Origin of the sequence: Methanomethylovorans sp. (genome assembly GCF_050177135.1) — an archaeon.
Classification (GTDB): Archaea; Halobacteriota; Methanosarcinia; order Methanosarcinales; family Methanosarcinaceae; genus Methanomethylovorans.
The window spans coordinates 1-13453 of the sequence record NZ_JBFXHJ010000059.1; the positions used below are offsets into that span (position 1 = coordinate 1).

Consider the following 13453-nt stretch of genomic DNA (forward strand, 5'->3'; position numbering starts at 1 on the left):
GACTCAAGGACCAGCAAGGTAGCTCTAGGAGAGTCGCCTATACAGACCACATCCATTTCCCTAATGGGTGGAACGCTGGAAGTCAAGGGAGAAAGCAAGTCATACAGTAACAGTGAGATAAAGGTGGTTTTGGCTGACATTGATGCTCCCTGGTACGATAGTTTCAGCCATCAACGCTATAAATGGAAAGCATGGGAGGGTTTTGAGGCCAAGACAAACTTCACTATGTTCAATGCTTCCATGGGCAGTATCATCTTCAAGAACGATGACCGTGTAGTAGCATACGAAGGTGGAGGTGTGTGGTCAAAATATCCTACAGGGAAAGCTGTTATGATCTCACCTCCTGAGTTTAACTATAATGGTGAGACACTGACGTTACCAATAATGTGCATCAATGGAAACACAAGTATCAGTGGGGATACTGATGTAGGAATAACGGTGAGTTCCAATAACATGCCCACAGTTTTATATCCAGACCCTATCACAGACGACAGGATGACCAATCCTGTCAAATCTGACAAGGTTCTCATATACATTAAAAGTGATTTTTATAATGCGTGGGCTGACTACGCTAACACGCTTGCATATACAAGCGCCACTGTGGATGAATCCAACAGCACGGCAGTCGTGGAACTTGAGGTTATGCCGCCTATGGGCAAATCGGTGCTTACCCAAAACTTTAAGGTAGGGGCACTTAATGTTTCCCGTTCTGCACCTATGTACAATTTCTCTTTTGATCTTGGCGCCAGGGCTTCCCAGGGCCTGAATCCTACGAATTACCAGATATCTGCGACATCAGGTACAAAGACTCTCATCTATTCTCTGGCAAAGAAAGGAGGAGCAAACCAGCTCCAGCTTACTGTGACATATCAGGACACAGCAGCAGCATCATATATCGAAGAATGGGATGGGGTCAATATTTTCCCTGTAACAGGTACCAAGAAGGATCAGCAAGCCATTGTGGACCTGCTGGATAAGAACTTTATCATGGAATATGACAAAGCCAACGACTTCTCATGGAATGCCACAAGTTCTATCAGCTTACCTCCTAATGTAAATTATCATTCTGGGGACCAGACCTCACTTTACAACATCACCCAGCATTACATGAAACTCATCACAATGGATGGATCTGTGAAGTTCAATCTGAACAGCCCGGGCAACTCTGATCCGGTGGACTATGATGAATCAAGCCTGATATTGTATTATGAAGGCATGCCAGGGGCTATTACATACCTGCATGTGACAAGGAATGATCTTTCAGCTTCACTCAATTAAGAATTTTTGGGGGATCATGATGGACAACCATTTGCCAAGGTTATCTTGATCTCACAGGGTGCGTAGATCATAATGTGTTCCTAGAGCATTTTCATATTCACAAAAACCTTTTACATAAGCGGATATGCAGACACATGAGATGATTTTTACCGTCTTGCAGGTATGTTTACTATAATTTAATAACTTTGTGAATAAGAAAGTAATGTTCATTTTGTTTATATACATGTTCATGATGAAACTTGGGTGTATTGTTAATTGAAAATATCCAATGTTGCCAAAATGTGAATATGCTGAGGTTTTGCAATGAGAGCTCAAACCAGATTTCTAATCCTATCCTTAATGCTTCTTTCATTAAGTATGTCTGTAATGGCATTAAATATAGAAGTGTACCCAATGTCTGTCCAGAACAGTGCAGGGGATAATGTAAGTGTAATGGTCAGAGTCACAGACAATTCCACTCCTTTAAACAATACACTTGTGAATTTCATCACAAATCTGGGTCACTTGAGTTCAGCCTCAGCATTGACAAATGCATCTGGATATGGCCGTGTGTTCCTCGCAACAACGGAGGCAGGGGTTGCAACAGTCAATGCAAGCATTGGAAGCGTTTCCAGCACCACGGACATAACTTTTTCTTCTATGGATGTCGAGAGTATAGTCATAACAGAATCAGAGAATCCGATAACTGCAGGCAATGCAACAACTGTTACGATCAGCATGTTGGATCAATTTGGCAATATCAATGATACTGCTGAGCTAACTTTAGACGTTAGAGTTGAAGATGTTTTTGGAAATATCCTAAAAGAAGACAGGATCACAAGGACACCATATACGTTGACACATATACTGTCCAGCCATAATCTGACAGACAGAGGGATAGCCGATATAGTTCTCACAAACTCAGTAACTACTGATCAAAATGTAACTTTGGCAATCAATTCTACTATTGCAGGTAATATCAATATTTCTGCATCATGTGGGGGAGCCAGCAACTCAAAGGATATTGAAGTTGAGCCAGCAGCTCCATTCAGAATAGGCCTCTGGTACAATGTGGAATACACCGTAAACACTACTTCAGAGATCACTGTACGCGTTTATGATATCTATAATAATTTTGTGGAAAATTCCCTGGTTGTATTCAATGCGACCCCTCCTGTACATACTCCATATAACAGTCCAAATGAGTACAATTCCCTGAACCTCAGCAATCTTCACGATATTACTGGAATTGATGGGCTGGCTTACACGGTATTCAGAACAGATAAAAGATCAGGTGATAATACTATCAACATTACTGTGGCCAATACTTCACTAAGCTATAAGATCATAATAAAAGGACTTGCAGATTCAGCTGATGCTCTTATTCTTACTCATTCCCCAACAATTGCCTATGCTAATAATGAAGACAAGTATAGGCTCACCGGTCAGGCTGTGGACCAGTTCCTTAATCCCATTATTCCGGACCAAGACGTATTCCCAATAAAAGAGCAGATTGTCTTCTACGATGGTAGTAGTTCCTTGATAGGCCTTCTTAATTCAGAGGGAAAAGCATCTATTCAGGTCGGGCCTACGCCTTACGTCGAAAATGTCAGCATCATTGCTACCTACAGGAACGCCAGTGGTTATACTAATATCGCAAATTCCACAATGTTGCAATTTATGGCAGGGTCAAACCTAAGTCTTGATATATACTCTTCACATGACACTCTGCTTGCTCAGGGTTTGAATGGAAATCACGAAAGTACGATCAAAGCGGTTGCGATAGACCAGTGGGGACATACGTTATCTGGCATAAACCTCACCATCAGTACAACTAATGCTACCTTAGGTAACCTCTCAATGAATGGTGTTAATGCTACAAGCATAAATGTAACAACAAATGAACTCGGTAGAGTGTCTCTGAAGTTTGTGTGCAGTGATGTTCCCGGGAATACCACAATTGTTGCCATTGCAGGCAATGCTACCGCATCCACTCCTATAACGGTCAAAGATGTACCTTTCCTTAGTGCAACCGTTTCCGTAGAACCCGAGTCCCTTAACTCAGGTGATGTGGTGAGTGTTACTTCAGTGGTGTCTATCGAAGGAGACCTGCCGATCACAAGACCAGCTGCAAGCGCAATGCTGGTCCTTGACCGCTCGGGCAGTATGGATCCGGACTACTATGCAGGAACGCCGCTTGATGTGGTGCTTGTTATTGACAGGTCTGGAAGTATGGCCGGGCAGCCAATAGTTGATGCCAAGGCCGCTTCAAAGGAATTCATAGGAAACCTGGTGTCAAATTCCAAGGTTGGTATTGTATCCTTTGCAACCTCAAGTACTGTAGATTACGGAATGACCGCTCTTAATGTTTACAACAACAGGCTTCCCATTAATAATAAGATAGATTCCATGATCGCAAATGGTTACACTGCAATGGGAGACGGTATGACTGACGCAAATAATTTGCTTATAAACAACGGCCGTTCCGGAGCAAAAAAAGTAATGGTCGTGCTCACAGATGGTGAAACAAACAGAGGAAGCGATCCAGAAGATGCAATTCCTGTATCAAACGAAAACGATATCATTATATATACGATTGGTCTGGGAGATGTAGATGAGTCTTTATTGAGTTACATTGCATCAGAAACCGGGGGCAAATATTATTATACGCCGGACAGTTCAAATCTGAGCGCAATTTATGCTGCTATTGCACAGGAACTGAGCGATTATGATGTTTCTGAGATCGAATATGGTGAGGATGGTTTCACGCCATATGATTTCAGTTTTTCCGGTTCTATTTCGGGAAGCAGTACTTTCCAGGATACTTTCACGATAAATGAATCAATAGACGACCTGAAGGTAAAGTTAAGCTGGACCAATAGCGCTTCTGACCTGAATCTCCGCCTTACAAGCCCTTCAGGAATAGTATACGGTTCAGGTTATAGTACAACCGGCTATTATCCCAGTGACACTTCAGAATATATATGGATCGAGCCCATCTCATACCTGTATTCCGAAGATGCCGGGAATAGCGTCGAATTTGGTACCTGGACGGTAAGGGTGAGCGGGTCAGCTGTAGGTTCCCAACCTTTCACAGTATCAACGTATATCGATAAGAAGAGTGCATCCAAGTTGTCGTCACATGCATTCCTCTCAAGCTTCGATGAAACCAGAGGTGACAATGCAGGATTGGCTCTATACAGCTATGAGGATCTAGCTCCTACTGATACTCAGACAAGTTATGTTTATGATAATAGTATCTGGACTGGGTACTTTACGGTCCCGGACATTGCAAGGTACAATTTCAATGTATCATGGATCGATTCAGCGTCAATGAGTGCTTATCTTTATGATGGGACGGACCTTCTGGACTCTTCCGGCGGGACAGGTACATGTGAGGTATCTTCTTTGCTCCAGGCAGGAGAAACCTATCGTATTGACATTGTAAAAGGTGCTGGTTCTCTCACGGATACCAGATTCACAGTGAATGTTTCAGCTTTGCCGCTGGATATTATAATGACTGCTTATTACGATAGCAGCGCAGGTGGTTCAACACCAAAGTACAGAACCTGGGATACTTCTCAGTGGTCTGTGGAAAAATCTGCTAATAATGTTGACGAAATTCCTTCTTACATGGTACTTAAATCAAGTCCTACGAGTCCTGAGATCATTATGGCCATTTCTGATGATGATTACAATTTGAACGTCCAGACGTGGAATGGTTTATCGTGGGATGGCACTACGGAGCTGGTAAGTGAATTGAACTTCTATAACGTAAAAAATTTCGACATATCATATGAGCAGAGTTCAGGGAACGCAATTGCTGTTTTCACAGATTGGTACGATAACCGCCGGGTTCCTCGATATACTACATGGGATGGTTCAATATGGAGTTCCGATTCTCCTGTGGCCAATAGTGTATATTCAGGCACAGGTAACATTGCATGGATCAGACTGGAAGCAAATCCAAATTCTGATGAAATGGTACTTGTAACTCTTGATGATCAAAAGTATATGCGTGCTCAGGTATGGAATGGAAATTCCTGGGGCAATGCTATATCCCTGACAAATTCTGCAAGAACTTCAAGTTACCAGTGTTTCGATGTGGTTTATGAAGAGGGAACAGGGCGTGCAATGGTCGTATGGGCCGATTCCAGCTATATAAAATATCGTATTTGGAGCGGTAGTTCGTGGGGAAGTGAACAGAACCTTTATTCCACGGGTAATGCTTACTGGCTCAAATTAGCAGCTGACCCCAATTCTAATAAGGTTATACTTGCTTACCAGGATGGTTCCAACGCAGTACATGCCTTCTCATGGAGCGGTTCCTCCTGGTCATCCCGGCAATCAATCGGGACTAATACCGGTAGTACTGCCAGAAGATCAATGGATGTTGCGTTTGAGCAATCCAGTGGAAGAGCTTTGATCGTCTGGGGAGACAGCACTTCTGTGCCGAAGTATCGCATGTGGACCGGTTCATGGGGTTCTGCCCTATCAGCATCGAATATAGGAGGCACAACACGTTGGGTGAAGCTGGCACCGGACCCGGAATCAAATGAAATATTCCTTATGACATCTGATGGAAGCAATGATCTCAATATCCAGAGATGGAGCGGTTCTTCATGGAGTAGTACCTCTGAAATTGAAACCTCATCCAGCAGCACCTATGAATGTTTTGATATCGTTTATAATTATCAGAAAGATTTTGCAGGAAGTGGACAGCTTTCATGGAGCCAGTGGACTGCAAGTGTGAAATCAACTTTTAACAATGATTCCCTCGCCCATCTGAGCAACGTCATAGATACCATTACAGCTGATGGGTTGACTGCAATAGATGAAGGTCTGTTCGTTGCCAACAATGAGCTTTCTTCAGTAGACGGTAACTCTACTATAGTCATCATGACCGACGGAATAGATAATGCAGGTTACCACTCACTGTTGGAAGAAGCATACAGGGCAAAGGAAAACAATACGGTTATATATACGGTAGGATTTGGTAACAGTGAATCTGAAGTAGACCCAATGCTGTCGGAAATTGCAAGTATCACCGGAGGAGAGTATTATTTTGCACCAAATTCCAGTGTTCTGAAGGATATATTCAGAGGCATTGCAGAACAGATCACTAATTTTTCTGCCCAGGGACCTGTGTTAAACATACAGATACCTCGCAACTACATCACACCTACTGCCATAGCAAAGGCTACTTACATTCCGGGAAGCAGTAACTGCACAACCGGTAATATGAGCTCTTTTATAATCCCGAGGTCTCCGAAAAGAGGTAACTCTGAACCACTAATTACAAATCTCAATGACAGGTCGGTCCTTTCATGGCAACTCCCAAATCTTGACCCAGGTGAAAAATGGGGAATATGGTATCAGATGAAAGTTTTAGGTTCGGGTTACGTGCCTATCATCCTGCCACAGTCGAATATAACGTATACTGACTTAAATGGTTCAAATGTAACAGTATACCTCCCCACCAGCGGCGGTTCAAGTGTCGGGGGTAGTGCAGGTGGGATATGGTCCTATTCTCTAGGAAGCCTCACGATGACAACTGACAAGCCTGTTACTTTAATAAACGAGCCTTCTAAGCTGACACTGTGGGTAAAGGACACTACAGGTAACTACAGCTTTGCGTATGTTACTCTATACACAAACCTTGGTTATTTTAATCAGAAGCAGAATCCTATAAATATAACAGTGATTGGTTCAGAGACATTGAATTTTTCAAGTGCCACTGCAGGGAATGCCTACATTAAGGCTTATGCACACAAAATCAACTCTACTAACATAAATGACACAAAAGAGTGTGAAGAAGTGCTTGTTGTCAGACCAAAGGGGATGATCAGGATCAAGTAGAGTGAGTTTTTACTCTACTTTTTTTTGGTACGAGGCTGGCTCATTCAGCCTAAATTTTTCATTTTTGGATAAATATCCGTTTTCAGTCAGAAAATTAAAAAATTATTTTCTGTGTATCTGCTCATAAAGCAAAGTTCCTTTTCTGTCAGCAGCTACTTTGTGTTCATATTGAATGAAATCGCTATCAAGAACTTATTAATCTCAAGTGTTTAATTATTTTAGAATAGTTTATATAGTTAGTCATCTGTAATTCGAGGTATGGGCCAAAAACGATCTTTTCCCTACTTTATGCAAATCCGGTTCACAGACCAGGGAATAAGTCCTGTCGTAGGGACTTTGTTGATGCTGGCTATTACAATGTTGCTTATAGGGGTCACTGCTGTCTCACTTGCTGGAGTACCTAACCCTTTAAAAAAGGGGTTAACAGCAGATGTGGAGTTAGAATTAATAGAGGGTGGCATACCTAATGAGATCAGATATAACGAAAATCTCATTACGCTGGTACATAATGGAGGTGATCCCCTGCCCCTTGAAAACATAAAGATAGTTATTGTTGGGCAGGGTAGCAGTTATACCGGAGTGGTGGCACATGGAGGAAGAATTGTCAATGGGGATGTGCAGGTAACATACCTTGATCTATGTTCTGCAGGAAAAGAAACACATTATGCCAAAAGGAACCCCTGCATAGCAGATGGTTATTGGTCCGCAGGAGAAGTCATTGTCCTTAATGGTGACGATGGTCTGGGTCACAATTCAACAGTAAGTGTGCAAGTGGGAAGTATCACAAATACGTCAAACAACTTCGGCTTGAAGAAGGGAACAGAAATTATCGTGAAGATCATAGAAAGTCCATCCAACAGGCTGATCTCAAGCTGTGATACAAAAGTCATGGCTGCAAAGAAGAGCTAACCCAAATTATTAGTACAGAAAGGTATAAGGTAGTGCGATGAGCGGACAGAAAGGATACTTACGCTATTTCCCCAAGGAACACTGTTATCCTAACCAACAGGATGCTATGGAAAAGATATATTCTGCACTTCTAAGAAAGGAGATCATACTTTTCGAGGGAGCATGTGGTACTGGTAAGACCCTCAGTTCTCTTGCTCCTGCACTCAATGTAGGTAAACAACTGCAGAAAACTGTGATCATTGCAACTAACGTCCACCAGCAGATGGTGCAGTTCATCAACGAGGCAAGGGAGATAAAGCAGGGAAATGATGTCAAGGTGGCGGTGGTAAAGGGTAAGGCTGCCATGTGCCCCCATGAAGTAGACTATGAGGAATGCCGGATCAAAAGGGACAATACTTTTGAACTGATAGAACTGGAAAAGGAACTTGATCTGAAGAAAAAGGAGCTTAAGTCTGCATCAGAAAACTACAAACGCTCCAAGGATCCGGCGCTTATAGCTTTAAGAGATGCATTGTTCAACGAAATAGAGGCAGGTGAACAAAAGGCTCGTGGTATTAGGGAGAGGGCATGCAATGACCTTTATGAGGTACTGCGCTTTGAAAGCGAGGTATTCAGACAATGGCTTTTCGCTGATGTGCGCACTCCTGAGGAAATTAACGAGTACGCCACAAAAAGAGGTATGTGTGGCTATGAATTATTGAAAAGGGAATTAAAGTATGCAGATCTCATTATTTGTAATTTCCACCATGTACTGAGTGCTGAGATATTTGCAACATTGCTTACATGGCTGGACAAGGAGCCCCAGGATGTTATAGTGATCTTTGACGAAGCACACAACCTGGAATCAGCAGCACGTTCACATTCATCCATGACCATCACTGAGCATACCATTGAAAAAGCCATCTCAGAGATAGAAGCCAATCAGGACCAAATGCCTGAAAGCCGTGCAGTTGAATTGTTCAAAATGTTAAATGACATCATAAGGGAAACATACAACAACAGGTTCAAGTTCGGTGAAAGGGAAAGAGTAGGCAGGATCTGGTATGATATGCGCATCAGCGATCCCTATGAGCGTAATGACGTGATTCGAGGCAGGTTCATGAGGCAGGCTCTGGAACTTGGTTTTAAGGATGAGGCTGCCATACAGCTTGTGCTCTCCGAGGCAAGTGAGTTCGAACAAACACTTGACGAGGAGTACAAAGAGCAATATAAGAAAGGCTTAAGCAAAATACTGAAAAGGTCACATATTCGCCATGCTGCAGATTTCTTATCTTCTTATCTGGTCCTGTCCAACGATTATCGCTATTATCCCATTATGAATGTGCGCAGGGACCCAAACGATCAGATATACGGGCGTCTGGAGCTCTTCACCTGTATTCCCAGCAATGTTACAGAGCCGCTTTTTGCTTCTGTGTTCTCTGTCATTCTTATGTCCGCCACACTTCGGCCCTTTGATATGGTGAAGGCTACCCTGGGTATAAAGCGGGAAACGTGCGAGCTTTCATACATGACATCATTTCCCCCTGAAAGACGTCTCACCATAGCTGTAGATGTTCCTCCTTTATTTGCAAGAAGCAGGGATGACCCTCATGCTCTGGAGGCCGTGGAGCAAGTACTGGCAGGTTCCATCGAGAATTCGAAAGGCAATGTAATTATCTTTTTCCAGAGTGCAGCTGAAGCCAGAAGATACTATTCAAAACTTGGTGACAAACTGAATGTGCCTGTGTTCCTGGATGAGGCCGGAGTGTCTTCCCATGAAGTGAGAGAAGCTTTCTTTGAACTTGGGGAGAAAGGAGGAAAAGGTGTGCTTTTCTCATATCTCTGGGGTACGTTGAGCGAAGGGGTGGATTTCAGGGATGGCAGGGGCAGAACTGTTATTATCGTAGGTGTCGGTTATCCGGCCCTCAATGACAGAATGAATGCTGTGGAGTCAGCCTATGATCATTCTTACGGGTCCGGAGCTGGGTGGGACTATGCGGTGCAGATACCTACGATCCGTAAGATACGACAGGCCATGGGCAGGGTCGTGCGTTCTCCTATGGATCATGGAGTGAGGATATTGCTTGACGGACGCTTCCTCACAGATTCACGCCAACGATATGGAAAGTTCGCTGTTTTTGAGATCTTTCCTCCTGATGAGAGAGAGGAGTTTGTAGATGTTCAACCAGAAAAAGTGAAGTTCTCCTTGATGAACTTCTTCCAGGACAATTCATAATGAAGATCTCAGGATAATTTATATCATGTATGGGTCATAAACTTATAGAACGTAATTTTCAAAATTTATAGGAGTGTATACAATGGGACTTGAAGACCTGATGAAAGAAGTTTCCACTGAACTTGAAAGACTTGTGAGTACCAAGACAGTGGTTGGAGATGCCGTAACAATTGGTGATACGACAATCATTCCTGTGACCAAGGTATCCTTTGGTTTCGGTACAGGCGGTGGAGAGGGTAAGAGCAAAGACAATGAAGAAGGCTTTGGTGGTGGCGGCGCAGCAGGCGCAAAGATAGAGCCTGTGGCTTTTATAGTCATATCCAAGGAAGAAACCCGTTTGATGTCTATTTCCGGAAAATCTGATATTGGTGTCCTTCTTGAATCAGTTCCGGGTCTGATCGAGAAGATCAAGACCATGAAGGGAAAAAAGGACAAGGGAAAAGACAACAATGGTACAGATACAGCTGATGAAAGTGAAGGATCTGTTGAAATCGAGGTAGAAGAACAGTAAACCAGATAGATTACAGAATATACCTATTGGATCCCTGTACTTTGGCATCCTTTCTTTGTTCGGGCATACTATGTTCACTGCAATACAGGTTGTACAGGTAGCAGCGCTCGTAATCATATTGCTGGCGTTGCTTGTACTTTTCTGTGCTATAGATCTGATAGTGGACCTGAAGAAAAAGGATCGGGACATTTCCGGAAGGATAGTGGTCAAATGGCTATTTCTGTCCTATTCAAAGGTATTCTATCCGGCTGAGTCCGAAAGTTCTGCTTCAAAAAAAAATGGAGATGCCGGTAAGAAGGAAGAAATGGAAAAGTCCGGCCATATTAATGCAAGTCATGAGGGAACGGAGTCTGAAGAAAAGATAACAAATGAAGCAAAAAGCACAAAAAAGAAAAAAGAACTGAAGGCTAAGGATCTTATTAAGATATTCTATGATGTTAAGAAACCTCTTTTAAGGCTTTTCAAAGGCACAATGCGTAGTCTCAGATTGAGATGCGGCAGATGTGATGTCGCTTTTGGTTTTCCGGATCCTGCAGATACAGGAGTATTGTGCGGTTTTCTTTTTGGAGCATTTGGGTCCCTGCATCATTACTGGCAGACTTTTTCTTATTTTCTGGAACCCAGGTTCGATGATAAAGTGCTGGACCTGGAATTCATGGCTGATGTGAGGGTGCGTATTTATAGATTTATTCCCACATTCCTGCGTTTTGCACTTGATAGGGGTGTGCTCAGAACGGGCTGGTTACTGGTACGTACCTACAGATGAACACTTTATATAGGCTGTATCGAGACACAAGTGTCAAAGTTTAATAACATGCAGTGATGATTAAGACCTGAATGATCAGAGTAAAGTCCCCTTCCAGAATTCATATGGGTCTTATAGACATGAATGCCGAGCTTGGCAGAGTGGACGGTGGGGTAGGGATATCTATTGATCATCCCCACGTGATGATCTCAGCGGAGATCGCCGATGATATAGAGATCATTGGGCATTCTTTGCTTGCACAGCGCATGAAGGCAGCAGCCAGGGTTCTGCTTCCAGAGGGTCAGGGTGTAAGGGTGACCATAGAAGAAGATATGCCTCCTCATGTGGGCTGTGGTTCCGGGACCCAGGCAGCGCTTTCAGTCGCAGCTGCGGTGAACAGGCTGTATGGACTGGGCCTGAGTGTGCGGGAGATGGCCATTGCTGTGGAGCGTGGTGGAACTTCTGGTATTGGGGTTGCGTCTTTTGAAAAAGGCGGTTTCATAGTTGATGGCGGGCATAAGTTCGCAGACAAGGGTTCATTCTCTCCCTCATCAGCAAGTAAAACACCTCCTGGACCCGTACTCTTCAGGGAAGATTTTCCGGATTGGGAAATTGTGCTGGCTTTGCCGGGTGAGGACATGCACATAGGGGCTCATGATGCTCAGGAAGTGGATATATTCAGAAAGGAATGTCCTATCCCGTTACATGAGGTGCAGGCCGTAGCCCATATAGTGCTCATGAAAATGATGCCTGCCATCGTGGAAAAGGACATTGAGGGCTTCGGCCAGGCCACCAATCGTCTGCAGACCCTGGGTTTCAAGCAGAGGGAAATACGGTTACAGCATCAGGCCGTCAGGGACCTGATAGAGCTTTTGCAGGACAGTGGTGCTTATGGGGCAGGCATGAGCTCTTTCGGGCCTGTTGTGTATGCTTTCACGGATAATCCCGAGGACGCAGCTTACTTAAAGGCAGATGCACAGGCTTTCCTGGACAACACCATCGGGGGTAAGGTCATAATTACCAGAGCAAACAATACCGGTGCTTCTATTTTGGAGGAATGATTTGAAGGCAGTTACATGGTTCGGCACATTGTTCATTTCTGAAGATGGGGAAGTTGAGGAATGCTGCCTGCTGGAAAAAGATCCGGAACTCCTTGCTGAGCACATGTTGCTTGCTGCGGGAGATGAATATTTGCCCGTGCACGGCCTGAGCCTTAGGGAACTGGCACTTGGTTGTGGTTTTGTTGAACTTGACGAGGATTATGACGTGTTGCTTCGGGAAGTGTGCATAAGAGCAGCCAAGCGTCAGATATCCATGACAGATACCGATGACAAGCGCATCATCCAGGCAGTGGAGGCCATGGATGACATTGATAAAGCAGCCAATGAGCTTTCTGAAAGGCTTACTGAATGGTATGGCGTATATTTCCCGGAACTTGAGCTTACAGCAGAGTCCATGGCGAGGTTCGTGGCAAGGTTCGGCTCCCGTGAAAATGTGCCAGAGGACCATGATATGTTTGCAAAGGCCAGCAGTTCCATGGGTGCGGAACTGTCGCTGGTGGAAGAGGATCTTTTACGTAATTTTGCAGCCAGCCTGTGCGGGATCTATGATACCCGCAAGCATCTTGAACAGTACATTATGAATAATATGGGTGCAGTGGCTCCCAACCTTACAAACATAGCAGGTGCTCCCCTTGGTGCGAGGCTTATCAGCCTTGCCGGAGGATTGGAGAAGCTTGCGGCCTTTCCGTCAAGCACCGTGCAGGTCATCGGCGCGAGCAATGCCCTGTTCAAGCACCTGAGGTCCCGCGCCCCATCCCCAAAACATGGTGTGATCTTCAACCATCCTCTCATCAAGGGTGCACCATGGTGGCAGAGGGGTAAGATCGCCAGGGCACTGGCAGCCAAGATCAGTCTTGCGGTGCGCATGGATGCCTATGGCGGGAAGCCTGACCCTT

Annotated in this window: 8 protein-coding genes; all 8 read left to right on the forward strand. The window is 44.2% G+C overall.

Going from position 1 to position 13453, the window contains the following annotated elements; all coding sequences use genetic code 11:
* Positions 1–1278, forward strand: a 1278-nt coding sequence (locus AB7U21_RS06350; RefSeq protein ID WP_428387788.1) for a DUF7289 family protein, incomplete at its 5' end; no start/stop codon positions are given.
* A gap of 393 nt (positions 1279–1671) precedes the next feature.
* Entirely contained in the window at positions 1672–7116 is a 5445-nt protein-coding gene (locus AB7U21_RS06355; RefSeq protein WP_428387790.1) for a VWA domain-containing protein, read from the forward strand.
* A 288-nt stretch (positions 7117–7404) separates the two neighbouring features.
* Entirely contained in the window at positions 7405–8025 is a 621-nt protein-coding gene (locus AB7U21_RS06360) for a type IV pilin N-terminal domain-containing protein (protein WP_428387792.1), read from the forward strand.
* A gap of 37 nt (positions 8026–8062) precedes the next feature.
* Positions 8063–10240, forward strand: a complete 2178-nt coding sequence (locus AB7U21_RS06365) for an ATP-dependent DNA helicase (protein WP_428387794.1) — start codon at positions 8063–8065, stop codon at positions 10238–10240.
* A gap of 82 nt (positions 10241–10322) precedes the next feature.
* Positions 10323–10751 (forward strand): GerW family sporulation protein, encoded by a 429-nt coding sequence (locus tag AB7U21_RS06370; protein ID WP_333787151.1) that lies wholly within the window; start codon positions 10323–10325, stop codon positions 10749–10751.
* A 70-nt stretch (positions 10752–10821) separates the two neighbouring features.
* Entirely contained in the window at positions 10822–11517 is a 696-nt protein-coding gene (locus tag AB7U21_RS06375) for a DUF2953 domain-containing protein (RefSeq protein WP_333787150.1), read from the forward strand.
* Positions 11518–11588: 71 nt separating this feature from the next.
* On the forward strand, positions 11589–12557 hold the full coding sequence (locus AB7U21_RS06380) for a beta-ribofuranosylaminobenzene 5'-phosphate synthase (protein ID WP_333787149.1): 969 nt from the start codon (positions 11589–11591) through the stop codon (positions 12555–12557).
* 1 nt (position 12558) lies between these two features.
* Positions 12559–13453 (forward strand): NOP5/NOP56 family protein (locus AB7U21_RS06385; protein WP_428387797.1); only part of this gene is annotated, 895 nt, incomplete at its 3' end.

Excerpts from the sequence above, each read along its gene's own strand:
- AB7U21_RS06355 (WP_428387790.1), top strand. The coding sequence starts at position 1,672 with ATGTCTGTCCAGAACAGTGCAGGGGATAATGTAAGTGTAATGGTCAGA.
- AB7U21_RS06360 (WP_428387792.1), top strand. The coding sequence starts at position 7,405 with ATGCAAATCCGGTTCACAGACCAGGGAATAAGTCCTGTCGTAGGGACT.
- AB7U21_RS06365 (WP_428387794.1), top strand. The coding sequence starts at position 8,063 with ATGAGCGGACAGAAAGGATACTTACGCTATTTCCCCAAGGAACACTGT.
- AB7U21_RS06370 (WP_333787151.1), top strand. The coding sequence starts at position 10,323 with ATGGGACTTGAAGACCTGATGAAAGAAGTTTCCACTGAACTTGAAAGA.
- AB7U21_RS06375 (WP_333787150.1), top strand. The coding sequence starts at position 10,822 with ATGTTCACTGCAATACAGGTTGTACAGGTAGCAGCGCTCGTAATCATA.
- AB7U21_RS06380 (WP_333787149.1), top strand. The coding sequence starts at position 11,589 with ATGATCAGAGTAAAGTCCCCTTCCAGAATTCATATGGGTCTTATAGAC.